Raw genomic sequence first — 19,365 nt, forward strand, 5'->3', positions numbered from 1 at the left:
CGCGGTGAGCGCAGATGTCACTTCAGGGGTAATTACGGAGGAACCTACTTGTTTGAGCATGGGTGGGACGGGTGCGCAGGCTATGACCGCTGCACATTCACTCCGCGGTATGACATGGTTTATTTGTCGATATTCGGGTGCATGGATGGATATCACGCGGTGCAGACGCCCTCCGGGAAAGTGGGCTGCGAGCCAATCAGGCAGCCCCCCATTGAGTGTGCTTCTTGCAGGGGTGATCAAAATAAAGATGGTGGGGGGACGCCGAATCCCATTGCGCTCTATATGCAAGAGAAATACCGGTGGGAGACAGACTGGGAAGGCCACGGGCCGGCCGCCTTGTCCATCGCACGCATTTACCGAAGCAACCGCGGCTTTGAGGCTGATAAAGGCTCAGCTCGGGTGGGGCTGTCGTGGACTCACAGCCACCATTGGCGCTTGAAGACTGCGCCGAAAGATGATGGCGAGAAGGCGCAAATCATCACTCCTGAGGGATATAGCCGACTTTTCTCTCGCGCTTGGAGTGAGTCTGAGTGGACGCCGATTAACAGCACAGATAAGCTTGTTGGCCAAAATGGGCTGTTTTTATATTCCAGTGCAGATGATAATGAAATCCTGAAATTTGATTCCTCCGGCAAATTGATTGAGAGAGCTCTCCTGCATGGCTGGAAATACTCGTACTACTATGAAGGGGACCGTCTGGTCAGCGTCCGAAACAACTTCGGCGATTCGATGTTCTTCATCTACACCGGCGAGCAGCTGACAGAGGTTAAAGTCCCCGGAAATCTCAGTATTTTTTATGCTTATGATGGCATTGGGCACTTGGTAGGAGTTGTTTATCCCGATGGCAAGTCGCGCCATTTTTTATATGAAAACCCCGGTTTCTCGCACGCACTGACGGGAATCATTGACGAAACCGGCACCCGCTGGGGCACCTTCGGATATGACGTGAAGGGCCGCGCCATCAGCTCCGAACTGGCTGGAGGGGTGGGGCGTTACCAGGTGAGCTATCCATCGGCCGCAGCTGCCGTGGTCACCGACCCTTTGAATACCGTGCGCTCCTACACCTACGCTGTTGCGAAAGACAGGCTGATCGTGACGTCAGGGTCATTGCCTTCTGGCGAAGGCAAACCCGATGCGTACAGTCGCAACTACGACCAGTATGGGCGCGTGACCAGCGAGGACGACTTCAAAGGAGCCCGTACGAATGTTGTATGGGACACCACCCGCCGGCTGCCCGCATCCGTCACCCAGGCCGCAGGCCGGCCCGACGAGCGCACCACCAACACCACCTGGCACTCCCAGTGGCGCCTGCCCTTGACGGTCACAGAGGCTGGCCGCACCACCACCTACACCTACGACGGCTTGGGCAACCGACTGAGCCAGAGCATCTCGGGCACTGGCGCAAGCGCTGGCAGCCCCGCGCACACCACCAGCTGGACCTACCACCCCTCGGGCCTGGTGGCTACAGAAACCGCGCCCGACGGCGGCGTGACCAGCTTCCAGTACAGCAGTGCAGGCCACCTCACCAGCACCACCAACGCCCTGGGCCACACCGACACCTACACCCACGACGCCGCAGGCCGCGTGCTCACCCACACCGCCCCCACAGGCCTCGTGACCAGCTACACCTACGACCTGCGGGGCAGGCTGCTCACCGCCCAGGTCGGTGGGCTGACCAGCACCTTCACCTACCGCCCCAGCGGCCAGATCGTCACCGCCACGCTGCCCAGCGGACACGTCACCACGTACACCTACGACGCTGCCCAGCGCCTAACGGGCTGGAGCGACAACCGGGGCCAATCCGGCGTCTACACCCTGGACGCCATGGGCAACCGCATCCAGGAAGCTGTGCACAACACACAAGGAAACACCGCCTGGCAGCTGGTGCGCAGCATCAACAACATCAATCGCACCCAGTCGGTCACTGTCGGCGGCCAGCAGACCACCAGCTACGGCTATGACGCCAACGGTGAAGGCTCCAGCGCCACCAACGGACTGAACCAGAGCACCCAGTTGGGCCTGGATTCGCTGCGCCGCGTCAAGACCATCACCAACCCTGAGAACGCCACAGCGTCCCTCACCTACAACGCCCTGGATGCCACCACCCAGGCCAGCGACTTCAAGGGCGTGCCCACCACCTACACCCGTGACGCGCTGGGCAACGCCACCAGCGAGAGCAGCCCGGACACCGGTACGGAGACCGCCCAGTACGACGCGCTGGGCTTGGCTGCCACGATCACAGACGCCCTGGGCCAAACCACCAGCATTGAGCGAGACCGGCTCGGCCGCCCGACCCTGGTCACCTACGCCGACGGCCGCACCACCACCCTGCGCTACGACCTCACGCCCACCAGCAAGGGATACCTGAGCGAGATCGTGGACGCCAGCGGCACCACCACCTACCAGCGGGACAGCCACGGCCGGGTGACCACCAAGACCCAGACCCTGATCAACGGCGACACCCGCAGCGTCAGCTACGGCTACAACGCCCAGGGCCTGCTGGCCAGCACCACCTACCCCGGCGGCCAGGTCCTGCAGTACGTCTACGACAGCACCGGCCTGCTCAGCGGCCTTACCTGGGCCGGCCAAAGCCTGGTCAGCGGCATCACCTGGAATCCATTGGGCCAGCCCACCGGCTGGAGCTGGAACCTGCCCGGCGGCGGCACGGCCATCCCCGCCAGCCGCACCTACAACACCGCAGGCCAGCTCACCGACACCGAGTTCAGCAGCTACCAATACGACGCGGCCGGCCGCATCCACACGCTGATCCAGCACCTGTGGCAGCCTGCCAGCACCACGGCGCAGGACAGCACCGTGACCCAGGTAGCCCGCGCGTGGACCGTGCAATACAGCCCTGCCGGCCGCATCACCGGCTTCACCAAGAACACGGGTGCCAACACCCCCGCAGACAGCGCCAGCTTCCAGTACGACGCCAACGGCAACCGCACGGCCAGCACCCGGGATGTGGCGGGTACCACCACCAGCCGCACCTACAGCGGCGACGCCGCCCACAACCGCCTGCTGGGCTTTGCGCAAACCACCAGCCAAGGGGGCAATACCGCCACCAGCAACGTCACCTACCAGTACAACAACGCAGGTGATTTGCTGGGCGACGGCCTCATCAGCTACCAGTACGACAGCGAAGGGCGCATGGAAAGCGCCACCACCGGGCAAGGCGCAGACGCCCCCCAGACCAAATACGCCCACAACGGCCTGGGCCAGCGCGTGTTCAAGACCGAGCCGCTGTACAGCAGCGCAGCGGCCAAGCCCGCCAGCACCAAGACCCTGGCCAACCTGCTGGCCGATGACGATGAAAACGATGGCAAAAACGGCCAGGAACCACCCGGCTTCATCGAACAGCTCAAGGCCTTCCTCTCCAAACTCTGGAGCCCGGCCACCAGCGATGCAGAAAAACTCGGCTGGAGCTACGTGTACGGCGAAGACGGCACCCTCTTGGGTGAATACGGCTCGGGCGGCGCCAACAGCGCAGGCACGGCCCAATACCTGTACCTGCCCACCGCCTCAGGCCCCATGCCCATTGCGGCAGTGATCAAGGGTCAGACCTATGCCATCCACAGCGACCACCTGAACACCCCCAGAAAGCTGACCCAGGCGGATGGGCAGGCGGCATGGCAGTGGGAGTACAGCGCGTTTGGGGACGAGCAACCCACCACTGCGGCCAAGCGCTTCACCAGCGAAACAACCACCCCGACCACGGGCAGCACCAGCGTGCCTGAGGTGACCTTCAACCTGCGGTATCCGGGGCAGTACTTTGACGCGGAGACCAAGCTGCACTACAACTACTTCAGGAGCTATGACAGCAGGACGGGGCGGTATACGCAGGGGGATCCGATTGGGTTGGATGGGGGGTGGAATCGGTTTAGCTATGTGGGAGGAGATCCGCTGGGTCTTGTGGATCCATATGGCCTTGATCCCTCGATATTGCCCAGAAGAAGTTATGACGCGAATGATGTTCGTGGTGGCTTTGATATTGGCGGTAGAAGCCTTGTTTACAACCCTAAGCATTATGATCCTGCGAAGGCTTCTCAGGTTTTACTCACAGGAGCAATACTCGTTGCACCAGAGTTCTTGGCCGCTGGGCGAGCTGCTTGTACGGCAGCGGAGACGATTTCACTGTATCGAGCGGTTGGGCCAGAAGAATTTTATAGTCTTATAAATGGAGGTAGGTTCGCATTTGGCCCCAATGGAGCAACTATGAAGCAATTTGGTTTTAAGTTGGATGAAACCTTAAAGTATGCAAATTGGAGTACTGACTATGCTGCAATTATTCGTGCGGACATACCAAGAAGCGCGCTAAAAGATCTGAGTGTCAGTTTTGGACAAATCGATGCATATATCTTTCGTAATGGCGTTGTCACTGTAGAGGGGCAGAGAGCTCTTGATGCATTGAATAGGGCGGTTATAACCATAAAACATGCTTATTGAAGATATTATGTATAATATTACTGCACTCATCAAACTATCTGAAAATATTCCACGTCCGCATACAGGTGGGGGGGTGAAGAGTGGCTATGCTCCGCATCACAAGTTCTCTAATATTCATGGGTTGGTTAGTGGGTTTCATAAATATTCGGATGAGAATTATCATTTTTTCGGTGAGGAGTTGATCGCGGAGATCGCATTTCCAGGTTGGGAAAATTTTTGTGAATTGGTGAGGATTGGTGATTCTTTTGAAATTAGAGAGTTGAATACACTGGTGGGATATGGCAAGGTCTTAACTGTAAATGGATGATGTGCGGGAGTGGAGTCACTGCGGGGCTGGGGTCAGGTCTTGCCTTTTGCCTAAATGGTGCAACCGCAGCACTCATGCTGGCCCTCAGCTATTGAAAAATCCTAAATTAATAGCTGGCAGCGCTTGTATATCAAGCGCTAGCGGCCAATTTGGCCCCAAACCCGGCAAGTCCAGCAGGCTCCACACCCTGCTGGCCTTAGCCCTCGTCTTTGCCGGGGCCACATCCCACGCCATCAGCCTCCCCAGCATTCCCCCGGCCAGCCACAACCACCCGCGCCTGCTGGGCGACGGCCTTGTCAGCTACCAGTACGACAGCGAAGGGCGCATGGAAAGCGCCACCACCGGGCAGGGCGCAGACGCCCCCCAGACCAAGTACGCCCATAACGGCCTGGGCCAGCGCGTGTTCAAGACCGAGCCGCTGTACAGCAGCGCAGCGGCCAAGCCCGCCAGCACCAAGACCCTGGCCAACCTGCTGGCCGATGACGATGAAGGTGGGCAGACCGAACAACCCGGCTTCATCGAACAGTTCAAGGCCTTCCTGTCCAAACTCTGGAGCCCGGCCACCAGCGATGCAGAAAAGCTCGGCTGGAGCTACGTGTACGGCGAAGACGGCACCCTGCTGGGTGAATACGGCTCGGGCGGCGCCAACAGCGCAGGCACGGCCCAATACCTGTACCTGCCCACCGCGTCAGGCCCCATGCCCATTGCGGCAGTCATCAAGGGCCAGACGTATGCCATCCACAGCGATCACCTGAACACCCCCAGAAAGCTCACGCAGGCAGACGGGCAGGCGGCATGGCAGTGGGAATACAGCGCCTTCGGAGACGAGCAACCCACCACGGCGGCCAAACGCTTCACCAGTGAGACCACCACCCCGACGACGGGCGCCACCAGCGTGCCCGAGGTGACCTTCAACCTGCGGTATCCGGGGCAGTACTTTGACGCGGAGACCAAGCTGCACTACAACTACTTCAGGAGCTATGACAGCAGGACGGGGCGGTATACGCAGGGGGATCCGATTGGGTTGGATGGGGGATTCAATCGGTTTGGGTATGTGGGGGGGAATCCGCTTTCCTTTGTTGATCCAAATGGGCTAGAAAAAATAATTCTCTTCAATCCAAATTCAATTGGAAATCATCAGAAAGCTCTTAATTTGATGGCAATTGCTTTCCTGGATAAATCCAATGAGCTTCTCATATTTGGTCATTCAAATAGTGAAGCAATCGCTGATGATCGCGATGGCGGAATGTTTTGGACTAATCGGAGGGTCCTGGGTGCGAATGAGTTGGTGGAATTAATAATTCAAAGTGGAAAATGGAAGGTGGGTATGCCAATTACTCTGTATGGCTGCGAATCTGGGCAAGGAAAGGACTCCATTGCTAAAAAAATAAGTGGCATATTGAAAACTCGAGTTACAGGGTTTCCCGATAAAATTACGTATGATCCTGTTAATGCAAGAGCCAGGCCCCATCGCCCCATTATTTTTGAGGGAAATTAATGATAAATAGACCAATTTTTGCATTTCTATTGCATATTTTGATGATGGATTTTGCTCATTCTTGTGATGATTTTCAGCGTGTTGTCAAGTCGGAAATATTTCCAGATGGCGGCTCAATTGGTTTGAAGTTGGAGTCCGGCTGTAAATCGGTTCATTTTGTGAAATATGTCAAGCCGCTGCGGGGTGATGAGGTCTTGTCTTTGAATGGGGTCGCTGTGTTACCGGGTACCAAGGACGAAGTGCTATTGATTCAGCGATTGGATAATTTGGTGAAGAAAGCTGCAAAAAATAAATCTTTGCAAAATTTTCAAAATGCGGAAATGAAGCGCTTTGTCGGGGGGGGCAGAATACGCTTACGCCGCTATTTGCTTTGGTGGAAGGCTTATGCGCCAACGATCAGACACGGCGTTTTAATGGGCCTGTTTGTAAGAAATATGTGCCAAGGAGTTAATTGAGGTTGGAGAAACTCTTAGGCTGTGCATCCAGATGAGCAATTTGTGGTGATTCACCTGTGCCAATGAATTAGTGATCATGAAAAATTCTGAGCCACGGGTTAAAAAAGAAAAATTCGCTCGGTCGTTTGTGGATAAATCTAAGGTCTGCTCTGTTTCTTTTGGCCCTTTCTTGGGCTCGGTATTTTTAAAAATTTCTTGGTCGTTGCCTGCGCGCTGGATTTTCTGAAGCGCCAGCTCGCATTGCCGGTCTCCACAATGTGGCGGTGGTGCGTCAGCCGGTCCAGCAGTGCTGTGGTCATCTTGGAATCGCCAAACACGGCGGCCCATTCCGCGAAGCTCAGGTTCGTGGTGATGACCATGTTGGTCCTCTCGTAGAGCTTGGACAGCAGGTGGAACAGCAAGGCCGCACGGGCTGAGTGAACGGCAGGCATCGCTGCTGCCCCCTCCCGCTGAGAAGTTCAGCAGAATACGTGCTCGATGTGGCTCAAATTTTCTTGTGAATGTGGTGTTAAGCGGCTCAGTATTCGATGTAAATTAAATTTCTTGCAGGTAGCAATTAATTTCATGCGGCTGGAGACTGCTCAGATAATGTGTGATTAAGTCGTGCGTAACCAAGAAATTTAATCTATTTATGCTCAGGCAATGAAAAAAATCGAAAAAATCTTTGCTGTACTAATATTGCTTTTATTGCTGGGGTTTTTTGCAAAGCTGACTACCTCGCCCGATAAGAATGATTTGGAAAAAATAGTTTTAAACATGCTAAATAACCCGGTCACCTGCGAAAAATCTAGCCCAGAGCAATTTATTCGCATGATCAAGCTTGATTGGAAAAATTCAGCGATGCGACTGAAATTGAAAGCCAATCACCTGCCAAAGAGAATCGATTATTTTGCAGTAAACTCAACTGGTGAGGTGGTTGCAGAAATAGCGTATAGGGTGAATGCAAAATGTCAGGGGGTATTTATTGAGCTTTTTGATTCACCAGTACAAATGAACCATTGATCACGAAGAATTGTGAGCCACTGGTTAAAAACGAATTCTCTCAGTCGCTTGTGGACAAGGCTCAGGTTTGATCTGGCCCTATTTGGGGTTTGGTCTCTAAAGCCTGCGCGCTGGATTTTCTGAGGCGCCAGCTCGCATTGCCGGTCTCCACGATGTGGCGCTGGTGCGTCAAACGTTCCAGCAGTGCCGTGGTCATCTTGGCATCGCCAAACACGGCAGCCCATTCCGCAAAGCTCAGGTTCATGGCAACGCTGGTCTCTCGTAGAGCTTGGACAGCTGGTGGAACAGCAAGGCCTCACAGATTGGGTGAACGGCAGGCATCGCTGCTGCCCCCTCCCGCTGAAAAATTCAGCAGAATAGGTGCTCGATCTAGCTCAAATTTGCTTGTGAATGTGGTTTTAAGCGGCTCAGTATTCAGCATGAATTAACACCCTGCTGACTTTTTGCAGGCAAAGAAAAGCCACCTTGCGGGTGGCTTTTTCTTTTGGAGCTCGGCCTCTTCACCGGCAGGGGCAGAGGTCGCGGGGGTATGGCTGCCGGGTTGAGTTAATTCCTGCAAGCGCTTTGGGCGTTTTTTGCTTCTTCAGAGCTGCCCGGGGTGTATGCGCATATCGACCACGGCCCTTCTGGAAGGGGACATGTCCAGGTCGCATTCGTAGACCACATTGGTCAGGACTCCTTTGTCGTTCCTGTACTTCAACCTGTCGCCCACGTAGGTGACGATGTAGGCGCTGCGGTCGCGCCACTCGAAATGGTGGAACCTGGGGTTCTGCGAGTTGTCGGTCCAGACGACCAGGTTGTTCGCCATCTTCTCCATGACGTTCCCGCACATCAGGCCGGCGGCAAAGATGCCTCGCGTTCCAAGGCACTGCAAGTCAGCCCTGCAAGCAGCTTCCGTGCGCTGGGTCTCTGCGGCCACGGCTGCAATCTGTTCTGAATCTGGGCCGTAGGCGGCAAAGAGCGCGCCACAAACTGTCGCGAGGGCCAGCGGGCCGAGCCACCCGGCGTTCGCTCGCAATTTGGCGACGGCAGATCCATGGCGGCCGTGGTCTGCAGTTGCATGTCGGGCATGGCCCATCTGCCTTGCGTAAATTGCTTCAGTCATGGGGCAATCTTCCGAATGGACATGGAGATGCATCCCGCAACTGTGCACAGGCGTCATCATGCGCAGATGTCAGACAAAGGCATGGTTTCAATTTGTTGCATTTGCGGCGATGGTGCGTGAAGGGCCTTTGCCGCGAGTGAAAGGCTGTCCAAGGCGTAGGCTCGTCCATCGGCCTCATACATTCCATGCTGCTGCATACCCCGTCCACCCGATGGCTTGCAGGGCGAGATGGCCGGGCGCATTGCGTCCTACCCATGGCACGCACGCTCACTGCGCTCGCCCGGCCAATGGCCCCTGAGCCTCAAGAACGCTCTGGTGTTGTTGCTGGAGTGCAAGCTGCCGATGTATCTGGCCTGGAGTCCTGGGCTGACGCAGCTCTATAACGACGCGTATCGCCCGATCCTGGGTGATAAGCATGAGGGCGCGCTGGGTGGTTCGGCCCGCACTACCTGGAGTGACATCTGGCCCACCATCGGCCCGATGTGGCAGGCGGTTCTGCGCGGCGAGGCGATCGGGTTCGACGATTTCAAGCTCACCATCGAGCGGTACGGCGTCCCGGAAGACCGCTGCTTCAATTTTTCATACAGCCCGGTGCGGCTGGGGCAGCCGAATGCGCGGCGGCCTTGGTCTATGGGTGGGTGTGGCGTAAAACGCATCGAATCCGTCCGCCGGCCGCGTTCGGTGGGCGCATTTGGGGTGCCAAGTGCCCTGAAGGGTTAAAATGGCGACAAATTCACTGCACAAGAGCGAGAAAGGCAATCTGGTTATGACACCGCGAACTACATCGGAGATGTCTACCGGCCGCTAAGGCTGGCTGTTCGCGCCTGCACGAGATTGCACACATCCCTCCAAAGCGCGGACCTGTTCCGCGCTTTTTTGTTTTGGGCCTGGCGCGTGCCCGCACTCCACACCCTTTCATATTGATTGAAAAGAAAGAGCAGTCGTCCCATGATTCACATCACGCTTCCCGATGGTTCGCAGCGCGAGTTCCCTGGCCCGGTCACGGTTGCCGAAGTGGCCGCGTCGATCGGCGCCGGCCTTGCCAAAGCCGCCCTGGCTGGCAAGATTGGTGACAAGGTGGTGGACACCAGCTATCAGATCACGGCCGATAGTCCACTGTCCATCGTCACGGCCAAGGACGCCGATGGCCTGGAGGTCATCCGCCATTCCACAGCGCACTTGCTGGCCTACGCTGTCAAGGAGCTGTTCCCCGATGCACAAGTGACCATCGGCCCGGTGATCGAGAACGGCTTTTTCTACGACTTTTCGTACAAGCGCCCGTTCACGCCCGAAGACCTGGTAGCCATCGAAAAACGCATGGCCGAACTGGCCGCGAAGGATGAGCCCGTGGTGCGCCGCGTGCTGCCGCGCGACGAGGCCGTGGCTTACTTCAAGAGCCTGGGTGAGAACTACAAGGCCGAGATCATCGCCAGCATTCCCAGCAACGAGGACGTGAGCCTGTACCGTGAAGGCAACTTCGAGGACCTGTGCCGCGGCCCGCACGTGCCCAGCACCGGCAAACTCAAGTTCTTCAAGCTCATGAAGGTGGCCGGCGCCTACTGGCGCGGCGACCACCGCAATGAGATGCTGCAGCGCATCTACGGCACGGCCTGGTCCACCAAGGACGAGTTGCAGCAGTACCTCACGATGCTGGAGGAGGCTGAAAAGCGCGACCACCGCAAGCTCGGCCGCGAACTCGACCTGTTCCACATGGACGAGCACTCGCCGGGCACCGTGTTCTGGCATCCCAAGGGCTGGGCCCTGTGGCAGGAGGTGGAGCAGTACATGCGCCGCGTGTACCGCAACAACGGCTACCAGGAAGTCAAGGGTCCGCAGATCCTGGACAAGCACCTGTGGGAGAAGACCGGGCACTGGGACAAGTACCACGAGAACATGTTCACGACCGAGTCGGAAAAGCGTGAGTACGCTCTCAAGCCGATGAACTGCCCGGGCCACATCCTGATCTACAAGCAGGGCATCAAGAGCTACCGCGACCTGCCGTTGCGGTACGGTGAATTCGGTGCCTGCCACCGCAACGAACCCACCGGCGGCCTGCATGGCATCATGCGCGTTCGTGGCTTCACGCAGGACGATGGCCACATCTTCTGCACCGAAGAGCAGGTGCTGGAGGAGTGCGCCAACTACACGGCACTGGTGCAGAAGGTCTACAAGGACTTCGGCTTTACCAACATCATCTACAAGGTGGCTACGCGGCCGGCCGCGCGCATCGGGACGGATGAATCATGGGACCGCGCCGAAAAGGCGCTGATGGACGGCCTGCGCCATTCGGGCTGCGAGTTCGAGATCGCGGAAGGCGAGGGTGCCTTCTATGGCCCCAAGATCGAGTACACGCTGAAAGACGCGCTGGGCCGCCAGTGGCAATGCGGCACCATGCAGATCGACCCCAATCTGCCCGAGCGCCTGGATGCCGAGTACGTGGCCGAGGATGGCAGCCGCAAGCGCCCCCTGATGCTGCACCGCGCCACGGTGGGCAGCATGGAGCGCTTCATCGGCATGCTGATCGAGCATTACGCAGGAGCTTTCCCTGTGTGGCTGGCTCCGGTGCAGGTTGCGGTGCTCAATATCACCGACGCGCAGGCCGACTACTGTCGCGAAATTGCCGCAAAGCTTGAAAAAGCACTGCCGAATCAAGACCTTAGGGTCGCGGTGGATCTGCGCAATGAGAAGATTACGTATAAAATACGGGAGCATTCGTTGCAAAAGCTGCCGTACATCCTTGTCGCGGGCGACAAGGAAAAGGCCGCAGGAGCCGTCGCAGTGCGCGCCCGGGGTAATCGTGACCTCGGCGTGATGTCCATCGAAGCGTTCGCTGATCTGATCGCCAAAGACATCGCCACCAAAGCCTGAATTTGATTCAACAACGTGCTTGGGTTGCTCGCCAGCTGTACGGTTGTAGCTACACTTTTTGTAGTATTTTGATTGAAGGAAGATAGCCATCGCTACTGAATTTCGTGATCGTCGCCACCGTGAAGAGCGCAAGCACCGCCTGAACCGTGAAATCATGGCCCCTGAAGTTCGTCTGTCCGGCCCGGACAACGAGCCTTTGGGCGTGGTCAGTCTCATGGAAGCCTTGCGCATGGCGGGCGAACTGGATGTGGACCTGGTGGAAATCGCTGCCACGGCGAACCCGCCGGTGTGCCGCCTGATGGACTACGGCAAGTTCAAGTATCAGGAACAAAAGCGTGCTGCCGAGGCGAAAGCCAAGCAGACGGTCATCGAGATCAAGGAAGTCAAGTTCCGTCCCGGTACGGACGATGGCGACTACAACATCAAGATGCGTAACATCCGCCGCTTTCTGGCCGATGGTGACAAGTGCAAGATCACGCTGCGGTTTCGCGGCCGTGAAATCACCCACCAGGAGTTGGGATTGGCGTTGCTCAATCGCATTCGCGACGAACTGGCCGATTCCATCGTCATCGAGCAGTTTCCCAAGCTGGAAGGCCGCCAGATGATCATGATGATCGCACCGGGCAAGAAGAAGCCCGCTGCCGCCAAGCCAGCGGCTGCGGAAAGCGCTCCTTCGGGCAGTGTTGCCTGACGGTCGGCGAAGCAGGTAGCCTGAGAGGGCAAGCCAGGAATGGCGATACAGGCAGGATTTGCCGGATTTGGTCCGCAAGGAGCAAGTCCGGTGATAGGCAGCGTTTACGCGCTGCCGCACAGCAGGTGAAAGCCGGCTGAAAAAGTGGCTCGGGGCCAACAAGTTTGCAGATCGGTTTGCAAACGCCTCACGAGCACAACGAAGAAGGAGCATTCACATGCCCAAAATGAAGACCAAGAGCAGCGCGAAAAAACGTTTCCGCGTTCGTCCCGGTGGCACCGTCAAGCGCGGTCAAGCCTTCAAGCGTCACATCTTGACCAAGAAGACCACCAAGAACAAGCGCCACCTGCGTGGTTCGGTTGCTGTGCATGAGACCAACATGGGTCACATCGCACAAATGCTGCCCAGCGCTGGCCTGTAATAACTGACGAACAAGGAGTACTCACATGCCTCGCGTCAAACGTGGTGTAACGGCCCGTGCCCGTCACAAGAAAGTTCTCGCCCTTGCCAAGGGCTTCCGTGGTCGCCGCGGTAACGTCTTCCGTATCGCCAAACAGGCGGTAATGAAGGCTGGGCAATATGCCTACCGTGACCGCCGCAACAAGAAGCGCGTGTTCCGCCAGCTGTGGATCGCCCGTATCAACGCCGCTGCCCGTGAACTGGGCCTGACCTACAGCCAGTTCGCCAACGGCCTGAAGAAGGCTTCCATCGAGATCGACCGCAAGATGCTGGCCGACCTCGCAGTGCACGACAAGGCTGCGTTTGGCAGCATCGTTAGCCAAGTCAAGGCCAAACTGGCTGCTTGAGTTCACGATGGGCAGCTATCTTTTTGATAGCTGCTCGCGCTATAACAGCAAGGGCTAGGGCTTGAAAAAGCGCTAGCCCTTGTTCATTTTCAAGAGTCGATATGAACGAGTTGGATTCCCTGGTCGAAAGCGCGACGCAACTGTTTGGCCAAAGCACCACCCCTGCTGATCTGGAAAACGCCAAGGCGCAGTTTCTGGGCAAGTCGGGTCGCGTGACCGAGCTCATGAAGGGCATGGCGCAGCTGTCCGTAGAGGAGAAGAAATCCCGCGGTGCTGCCATCAACGTTGCCAAGCAGGCCATCGAAGCCGCTCTCACGGCGCGGCGCCAGGCGCTGGCCGATGCCGAGTTGCAGGTGCAGCTCAAGGCCGAAGCCCTGGATGTGAGCTTGCCTGGCCGCCAGCGCGGGCAGGGGGGGCTGCACCCTGTGTCGCTCACGCTCGAGCGCATCGAAGGCATCTTCGGCTCCATGGGGTTCGACGTGGCTCAGGGCCCCGAGATCGAGACTGACTGGTTCAATTTCACTGCACTGAACACGCCGGAAGACCATCCTGCGCGATCCATGCACGACACCTTCTACGTAGAGGGCGGCACTGACACCGCCCCCAACCTTCTGCGCACGCACACCAGCCCCATGCAGATCCGCCATGCTGTCCAGCATGTGAAGAAGCACCGCGCGCTGCTGGACGCCGGTCAGGCCATGCCCGAGATTCGTGTGATCGCGCCGGGCCGCACCTACCGCGTGGACAGCGACGCCACGCACTCGCCCATGTTCCACCAGTGCGAAGGCCTGTGGGTCGGCGAGAACGTGAGCTTCAAGGACCTGAAGGTGATCTTCACGGGGTTTTGCCGCACCTTCTTCGAAAGCGACGATCTGGTACTGCGCTTTCGCCCCAGCTTTTTCCCCTTCACCGAGCCCAGCGCCGAGATCGACATCCAGTTCCAGACCGGCCCGCTGGCCGGCCGCTGGCTGGAAGTGGCGGGCTCCGGCCAGGTGCACCCGAATGTGGTGCGCAACATGGGCCTCGATCCCGAAAAGTACATCGGCTTTGCCTTTGGCATGGGCCCCGACCGCCTGACCATGCTGCGCTACGGTGTGAACGATCTGCGCTTGTTCTTTGACGGCGACATCCGCTTCCTGTCGCAGTTCCAGTAAGCCACGCCCGCCATTTCGTGACGCGCGCTGCCTGTGGGCGGCGCGCCGACCCCTTAGAACAAGAGTCCGACTATGCAATTTCCTGAATCCTGGTTGCGCGAGTTCTGCAACCCGCCCCTTTCGACGGCCGAGTTGGCCGAGACGCTGACCATGGCCGGTCTGGAAGTCGAAGAGCTGCGCCCCGTGGCGCCTCCCTTCACCAAGATCGTTGTGGGAGAGATCAAGGAAGCTGTGCAGCACCCCGACGCGGACCGCCTGCGCGTGTGCCAGGTGGATGTGGGGCAGGGCGCCTTGCTCAACATCGTGTGCGGCGCGCCCAATGCCCGCGTGGGCATCAAGGTGCCGTGCGCCCTGGTGGGCGCCGAGCTGCCGCCTGGCGATGATGGCAAGCCGTTCCTCATCAAGGTCGGCAAGCTGCGCGGGGTGGAAAGCCAGGGCATGCTGTGCTCGGCCCGCGAACTCAAGCTGTCCGAGGACCATGGAGGTCTCCTGGAGCTGGACGCTGCCGCGCCCGTCGGCCAGGACATCCGCACCCATCTGAACCTTGACGACACGCTGTTCACGCTCAAGCTCACGCCCAACCTGGCGCATTGCCTCAGCGTGTACGGCATTGCGCGCGAAGTGTCGGCCCTCACCGGCGTGCCGCTGCAGCAGCCGTCGTTCCCCGCCGTGCCCGCAAAGCTGTCTGACAAGCTGGCCGTGAAGGTGAGCGCCCCCGACCTGTGCGGCCGCTTTTCCGGCCGCATCGTGCGCAACGTGAACACTCGCGCTGCCACGCCCCAGTGGATGCTGGACCGCCTGGCGCGCTGCGGCCAGCGTGGCGTGTCGCCGTTGGTGGACATCTCCAACTATGTGATGTTCGAGCTGGGCCGGCCGTCGCACATTTTTGATCTGGACAAGATCCACGGCGGCCTGGATGTGCGCTGGGGCAAGCCGGGCGAGCCGCTCAAGCTGCTCAACGGCAACACCATCACCGTGGACGACAAGGTGGGCGTGATCGCCGATGACCAGCAGGTCGAGTCGCTTGCCGGCATCATGGGTGGCGACGCCACGGCGGTGTCAGACGACACGAAGCACATCTACATCGAGGCTGCCTTCTGGTGGCCCAAGGCCGTGGCAGGGCGCTCGCGCCGCTTCAACTTCTCCACCGATGCCGGCCACCGCTTCGAACGCGGCGTGGACCCGAGCCTGACGGTCGAACACATCGAACGCATCACCCAGTTGGTCATCGACATCTGCGGTACGCCAGATACCGTGTGCGGCCCCATGGACGACCAGTCCGTGAACCTGCCGGTGCCCCAGCCTGTCACGCTGCGCGTGGCGCGTGCTTCGAAGGTCATCGGCATGCCGCTCACGCAGGCGCAGTGCGCCGACGCGTTGTCGCGCCTGGGCCTGCCGGTGGTGCAGGGCGAAGGCACGCTCACCGTCACGCCGCCCGCCTACCGCTTCGACATCACCATCGAGGAAGACCTGATCGAAGAAGTGGCGCGGATGGTGGGCTACAACAACTTGCCCACCACGCCGCCCCTGGCACCCATCACGCCCAAGCTGCCGCCCGAAGCCACGCGCAGCCCGTTTGCCGTGCGCCGCGCGCTCGCGGCGCAGGGGTACCAGGAGACCATCAATTTCAGCTTCGTTGAAGAGAGCTGGGAGCACGAGTTGGCTGGCAATGCGCAGCCTATCAAGCTGCTCAACCCTATCGCGAGCCAGATGAGCGTCATGCGCTCGACCCTGCTTGGTTCGCTGCTGCAGGTCTTGAAGTTCAACCTGGACCGCAAGGCCCAGCGAGTGCGCGTGTTCGAGCTCGGCCGGGTGTTCCTGCGCGATGCATCCGTGCGCAACACCGACACCACCGTCGAAGGGTTTGATCAGCCCATGCGGGTGTCCGGCTTGGCCTATGGCCCCGCCGACACTTTGCAATGGGGCCGCGAAAAGCAGTCCATCGACTTCTTCGATGTGAAGGGCGACGTCGAGGCCCTGCTGGCCCCGCTGCAGGCCAGCTTCGAGCCCGCTTCCCACCCCGCCATGCACCCCGGCCGCTGCGCGCGCGTGGTGGTGGGCGGGCGTGCCATCGGCTTCGTGGGCGAACTGCATCCGCAATGGCGCCAGTCCTGGGACCTGCCGCTCGCGCCCGTGATGTTCGAGCTCGAGCTTGATGCCGTGCTGCAGCGTGTAGTGCCGCAGTTCAGGTCTGTGGCCAAACACCAGGCCGTCGAGCGCGACCTGGCCGTGGTGGTGGCCGAACGCGTGACGCATGCCGACATCATGGCAGCGGTGCAGCAGGGAGCGCCCGGTGGGCTGCTGCGCTCGGCCGTGCTGTTCGACGTGTACCGTCCCAAGCCCCTGCGCGCAGGCGAAGAGGCTCCGGCCGGTGGCCTGGCTCAGGGCGAGAAGAGCCTGGCTGTGCGCCTGACCTTGGCGCGCGACGAAGCTACCCTGACCGAGGCCGAGATCGAGGCAGCCGTGCAGGCCATTGTCGGCCAATTGACCGAGCGCACCGGTGCGCGTCTGCGCGTGTAATGACAATGATGACATTGACCGAGAGAGGGAGTGACACCATGATCGAGTTCGCCGTCGAAAGCCTGGAGACACCGGCCCTGACCAAGGCACAGCTTGCAGATCTGCTGTTCGACCAGATCGGCCTGAACAAGCGCGAATCCAAGGACATGATCGACGCGTTCTTCGACCTCATCGCGCAAAGTCTGGTGGAGGGCAAGGACGTCAAGCTCTCGGGCTTTGGCAACTTCCAGATCCGCACCAAGGCGCCGCGCCCGGGCCGCAACCCCCGCACGGGGGAGGCCATTCCGATCAAGGCGCGCCGCGTGGTGACGTTCCACGCCAGCAGCAAGCTCAAGGAGCAGATTCAGACTGCACCCGTGGCGCCCTGAGTTAATTTGTACGGTTTTTGTGACCGGAATGTTGCTGCTCACTGGCGGTCTTTGCGTCTCTGCAGTACGCTACGCGGCTCCGTGGTCTGAATCCCTTCTTTCATGGGCACACTCCTTCCTTCCATACCCGCCAAGCGCTACTTCACCATCGGTGAGGTGGCGGAGCTGTGTGGCGTCAAGCCTCATGTGCTGCGATACTGGGAGCAGGAATTCACGCAGCTGCGGCCCATGAAGCGGCGCGGCAATCGCCGCTATTACCAACACCACGAAGTGCTGATGATCCGCCGGATCCGTGACCTGCTGTACGACCAGGGGTTCACAATCAGCGGCGCACGCAACCGGCTCCAGGAGTTGGCGCATCCATCACGCGATGGCGCAAGCGACAGCGTCAATGCAGCAGAGGCGGATTCCGAATTGCCGAGCATGCTGATCGACACCGCGCAGACCTTGTCCATCGATGCCGTGGGTTACTCCCTGGACTCGAATGCCGTGCGCAAAGAATTATTTGAGATTCGTGCGCTACTTTCGCCGAACTAGTGTTTTTTCTGCATATAATCTAAGTCTTGTCGGCGTGTAGCGCAGCCTGGTAGCGCACTTGCATGGGGTGCAAGGGGTCGCGAGTTCGAATCCCGCCACGCCGACCATTGATAGCAAAAGCCCAGAATCGAAAGGTTCTGGGCTTTTTTGCTGGCGCGCTCGTTCGGAATGTACGTTCGGCACGCAGCACCCGCGTCACGGTGCCGCTACCTGCGCGGGTTGTGCAATAGCGCAGTGGCACTCCACGCCACCGCCTGCTGCGGCTGACGCCATTGCAAGCCGAAAAAACAAATGCCCGTGTGCGCACCTTGAGGTGGTGGCGGGTCAAGGATTCACATGATCGATGGGCTGGTGGCAGGGCGTCTGTATGGCGATCCCGAACAGCGGACGGACAAGGCCGGAAAACTCTTCAGTGTGGCGCGGGTACGCGCCGCGACGGCCGATGGCGAGACCTTGTTCGTGAATGTCATCGCCTTCGATGGCGGCGTGCGGGCGGCGCTGCATCGGCTGCATGACGGCGACGCGCTTGCGTTGGCCGGGAGTCTTGCGCCGAAGGTCTGGACCGACAAGCAGGGCAATGCGCGGCCCGCGCTGGACATGGTGGCCCATCGGGTTGTCACGATGGGTTTGCCGGAAGATCTGTAGGGCGTGTACTCCCCCGGGGCCTTGGAGGGGCCTTGAGCGCCGAAGATGACACGCTGCGCGCGGGCTTGGTGCGTGCGCCCGGGCATCGTCGAGGCATCTTCAACCCATCTCCGACATATGTGGTCGTATGTGTTGCGCGGGCGCAGTGCCGAGTGTGGCGTGGCCCTGCGATCACGGTGTCGGCAAGCGGCGCCAGCTCAGCCCTGTTTTTTGGGGATGGAGTCTTCCTGCGCGAACCCGAGTGCCCGCAGTTCATCTTCGCTCAAGTGCAATTCGGTCAATTCGGGCTGCCGGGCTTCCACTGTACGGCGCCGCTCATAATTGGTGGGCGGGCCCTTTTCTTCCTGCCTGCGGTCCTTGCCGCTGCGCCTGTCTGTGGTGGTTCTGCGTTCAGTCATGGCGATGTCCCGGGTCGACGTTTTTTATACTGCGGCTAGTGCTTTTGGCGCAAGTTTGCGCTGTGTGAGCGGGTTTGAAAACGAAAAAATGGCAACAGTGCCGCAAACCACGCCGAGCCGCGCGGGGCGGGCTCACATCAGCCAACGTTTTGAAGCCGGCCATCGGCGTACCCTTGCCCGCTTCCTCGGGCCGCCGTGCCATGCCAAGGTCCATCACCTGTATTCGCCCTATGTTGGGGATGCGATGCACCGCATTGATGCGACTTCGCCCGCGCCACGATGTGTCTGTGCCACGGCTGCTCGCAAGCCGAGTGCATGCGTTGACCGGCATGGCCAATCAGTCTTGGCATGGATATTGCGAATTCGACCGTACCCCGTCGGTGATGCTGCCTGCGGACTGATAACAACCCTCCGCTAATGATGGCGGAACCCAGGCGATCCTCGGCCCCGAAGCCTTCGCCTGGCTGTTCCAAACCACACCCGTGCAACCGCGGAGGGTGAGGTGCGTGGTCCGCCATACCGGCCCCGCACATGGCACCCTGCTTCGAGCCCTCCAGGCTGCCCG

Annotated in this window: 17 protein-coding genes, 1 tRNA gene and 2 pseudogenes; 16 read left to right on the forward strand and 4 right to left on the reverse strand. The window is 59.3% G+C overall.

All coding sequences use genetic code 11. The annotated features are described in order from the left end of the window. The first annotated feature begins 141 nt into the window (after window positions 1–141). The 4 genes from KW835_RS12410 (at window position 142) to KW835_RS12425 (ending at window position 6,706) form a co-directional block, all read left to right on the forward strand. Complete coding sequence (locus KW835_RS12410) at window positions 142–4,446, forward strand: RHS repeat-associated core domain-containing protein (RefSeq protein WP_255593505.1); 4,305 nt, start codon at window positions 142–144, stop codon at window positions 4,444–4,446. Continuing rightward, a complete protein-coding gene (locus KW835_RS12415) occupies window positions 4,436–4,753 on the forward strand; it encodes a hypothetical protein (RefSeq protein ID WP_218382677.1) in 318 nt (105 codons plus the stop codon). Before KW835_RS12410 ends, KW835_RS12415 begins: the two co-directional genes overlap by 11 nt. Window positions 4,754–4,844: 91 nt before the next feature. Next, complete coding sequence (locus tag KW835_RS12420) at window positions 4,845–6,251, forward strand: RHS repeat domain-containing protein (RefSeq protein WP_218382678.1); 1,407 nt, start codon at window positions 4,845–4,847, stop codon at window positions 6,249–6,251. Between the two features lie 41 nt (window positions 6,252–6,292). Beyond that, window positions 6,293–6,706 (forward strand): hypothetical protein, encoded by a 414-nt coding sequence (locus KW835_RS12425; protein WP_218382679.1) that lies wholly within the window; start codon window positions 6,293–6,295, stop codon window positions 6,704–6,706. Between the two features lie 137 nt (window positions 6,707–6,843). On the opposite strand, the pseudogene KW835_RS12430 reads toward KW835_RS12425, so the two are convergent. Then, window positions 6,844–7,110: pseudogene (locus tag KW835_RS12430) on the reverse strand (ATP-binding protein); the annotation flags it as partial. Window positions 7,111–7,348: 238 nt separating this feature from the next. Between KW835_RS12430 and KW835_RS12435 the strand changes: the two are divergent. Next, a complete protein-coding gene (locus tag KW835_RS12435) occupies window positions 7,349–7,708 on the forward strand; it encodes a hypothetical protein (RefSeq protein WP_218382681.1) in 360 nt (119 codons plus the stop codon). A gap of 61 nt (window positions 7,709–7,769) precedes the next feature. On the opposite strand, the pseudogene KW835_RS12440 reads toward KW835_RS12435, so the two are convergent. Together KW835_RS12440 and KW835_RS12445 are read right to left on the reverse strand one after the other, a co-directional pair. Then, window positions 7,770–8,002, reverse strand: a pseudogene (locus tag KW835_RS12440) (ATP-binding protein); the annotation flags it as partial. A 289-nt stretch (window positions 8,003–8,291) separates the two neighbouring features. Further along, complete coding sequence (locus KW835_RS12445; RefSeq protein WP_218382690.1) at window positions 8,292–8,813, reverse strand: hypothetical protein; 522 nt, start codon at window positions 8,811–8,813, stop codon at window positions 8,292–8,294. Window positions 8,814–9,041: 228 nt separating this feature from the next. On the opposite strand from KW835_RS12445, the gene KW835_RS12450 reads away from it, so the two are divergent. From KW835_RS12450 to KW835_RS12500, 11 genes are all read left to right on the forward strand, one after another. Continuing rightward, the gene (locus tag KW835_RS12450) at window positions 9,042–9,533 is read left to right on the forward strand and encodes a hypothetical protein (protein ID WP_218382692.1); all 492 of its coding nucleotides are present in this window, start codon (window positions 9,042–9,044) and stop codon (window positions 9,531–9,533) included. Between the two features lie 228 nt (window positions 9,534–9,761). Next, complete coding sequence (gene thrS, locus KW835_RS12455; RefSeq protein WP_218382694.1) at window positions 9,762–11,681, forward strand: threonine--tRNA ligase; 1,920 nt, start codon at window positions 9,762–9,764, stop codon at window positions 11,679–11,681. A gap of 82 nt (window positions 11,682–11,763) precedes the next feature. Then, window positions 11,764–12,372 carry a translation initiation factor IF-3 gene (infC, locus tag KW835_RS12460; RefSeq protein WP_370633622.1) on the forward strand — a complete coding sequence of 203 codons (609 nt, stop codon included), beginning with the start codon at window positions 11,764–11,766 and terminating at the stop codon, window positions 12,370–12,372. Between the two features lie 217 nt (window positions 12,373–12,589). Beyond that, entirely contained in the window at window positions 12,590–12,793 is a 204-nt protein-coding gene (gene rpmI / locus KW835_RS12465; protein ID WP_218382696.1) for a 50S ribosomal protein L35, read from the forward strand. A gap of 25 nt (window positions 12,794–12,818) precedes the next feature. Then, window positions 12,819–13,178 (forward strand): 50S ribosomal protein L20, encoded by a 360-nt coding sequence (gene rplT, locus KW835_RS12470; RefSeq protein ID WP_218382698.1) that lies wholly within the window; start codon window positions 12,819–12,821, stop codon window positions 13,176–13,178. Window positions 13,179–13,279: 101 nt separating this feature from the next. Next, entirely contained in the window at window positions 13,280–14,332 is a 1,053-nt protein-coding gene (pheS, locus tag KW835_RS12475) for a phenylalanine--tRNA ligase subunit alpha (RefSeq protein ID WP_218382713.1), read from the forward strand. Between the two features lie 72 nt (window positions 14,333–14,404). Next, entirely contained in the window at window positions 14,405–16,852 is a 2,448-nt protein-coding gene (gene pheT / locus KW835_RS12480) for a phenylalanine--tRNA ligase subunit beta (RefSeq protein WP_218382715.1), read from the forward strand. Between the two features lie 38 nt (window positions 16,853–16,890). Then, a complete protein-coding gene (locus tag KW835_RS12485) occupies window positions 16,891–17,220 on the forward strand; it encodes an integration host factor subunit alpha (RefSeq protein ID WP_218382717.1) in 330 nt (109 codons plus the stop codon). A gap of 102 nt (window positions 17,221–17,322) precedes the next feature. Continuing rightward, a complete protein-coding gene (locus KW835_RS12490) occupies window positions 17,323–17,757 on the forward strand; it encodes a MerR family transcriptional regulator (protein WP_218382719.1) in 435 nt (144 codons plus the stop codon). Between the two features lie 30 nt (window positions 17,758–17,787). Continuing rightward, window positions 17,788–17,864 (forward strand) — tRNA-Pro (locus KW835_RS12495). Window positions 17,865–18,093: 229 nt separating this feature from the next. Continuing rightward, window positions 18,094–18,402: a single-stranded DNA-binding protein gene (locus KW835_RS12500; RefSeq protein ID WP_218382721.1), complete on the forward strand. Its 309-nt coding sequence runs from the start codon at window positions 18,094–18,096 to the stop codon at window positions 18,400–18,402. A gap of 197 nt (window positions 18,403–18,599) precedes the next feature. Here the strand turns inward: KW835_RS12500 and KW835_RS12505 are convergent, their stop codons facing one another. Beyond that, window positions 18,600–18,800 carry a hypothetical protein gene (locus KW835_RS12505; RefSeq protein ID WP_218382723.1) on the reverse strand — a complete coding sequence of 67 codons (201 nt, stop codon included), beginning with the start codon at window positions 18,798–18,800 and terminating at the stop codon, window positions 18,600–18,602. Window positions 18,801–19,365: the final 565 nt, after the last annotated feature.

It is taken from the genome of Acidovorax sp. sic0104 (genome assembly GCF_019219095.1).
GTDB lineage: Bacteria > Pseudomonadota > Gammaproteobacteria > Burkholderiales > Burkholderiaceae_C > Acidovorax.

Excerpts from the sequence above, each read along its gene's own strand:
- KW835_RS12410 (WP_255593505.1), top strand. The coding sequence starts at position 142 with ATGGATGGATATCACGCGGTGCAGACGCCCTCCGGGAAAGTGGGCTGC.
- KW835_RS12415 (WP_218382677.1), top strand. The coding sequence starts at position 4,436 with ATGCTTATTGAAGATATTATGTATAATATTACTGCACTCATCAAACTA.
- KW835_RS12425 (WP_218382679.1), top strand. The coding sequence starts at position 6,293 with ATGATGGATTTTGCTCATTCTTGTGATGATTTTCAGCGTGTTGTCAAG.
- KW835_RS12435 (WP_218382681.1), top strand. The coding sequence starts at position 7,349 with ATGAAAAAAATCGAAAAAATCTTTGCTGTACTAATATTGCTTTTATTG.
- KW835_RS12445 (WP_218382690.1), bottom strand. The coding sequence starts at position 8,813 with ATGACTGAAGCAATTTACGCAAGGCAGATGGGCCATGCCCGACATGCA.
- KW835_RS12450 (WP_218382692.1), top strand. The coding sequence starts at position 9,042 with ATGGCCGGGCGCATTGCGTCCTACCCATGGCACGCACGCTCACTGCGC.
- thrS (WP_218382694.1), top strand. The coding sequence starts at position 9,762 with ATGATTCACATCACGCTTCCCGATGGTTCGCAGCGCGAGTTCCCTGGC.
- rpmI (WP_218382696.1), top strand. The coding sequence starts at position 12,590 with ATGCCCAAAATGAAGACCAAGAGCAGCGCGAAAAAACGTTTCCGCGTT.
- rplT (WP_218382698.1), top strand. The coding sequence starts at position 12,819 with ATGCCTCGCGTCAAACGTGGTGTAACGGCCCGTGCCCGTCACAAGAAA.
- pheS (WP_218382713.1), top strand. The coding sequence starts at position 13,280 with ATGAACGAGTTGGATTCCCTGGTCGAAAGCGCGACGCAACTGTTTGGC.
- pheT (WP_218382715.1), top strand. The coding sequence starts at position 14,405 with ATGCAATTTCCTGAATCCTGGTTGCGCGAGTTCTGCAACCCGCCCCTT.
- KW835_RS12485 (WP_218382717.1), top strand. The coding sequence starts at position 16,891 with ATGATCGAGTTCGCCGTCGAAAGCCTGGAGACACCGGCCCTGACCAAG.
- KW835_RS12490 (WP_218382719.1), top strand. The coding sequence starts at position 17,323 with ATGGGCACACTCCTTCCTTCCATACCCGCCAAGCGCTACTTCACCATC.
- KW835_RS12500 (WP_218382721.1), top strand. The coding sequence starts at position 18,094 with ATGATCGATGGGCTGGTGGCAGGGCGTCTGTATGGCGATCCCGAACAG.
- KW835_RS12505 (WP_218382723.1), bottom strand. The coding sequence starts at position 18,800 with ATGACTGAACGCAGAACCACCACAGACAGGCGCAGCGGCAAGGACCGC.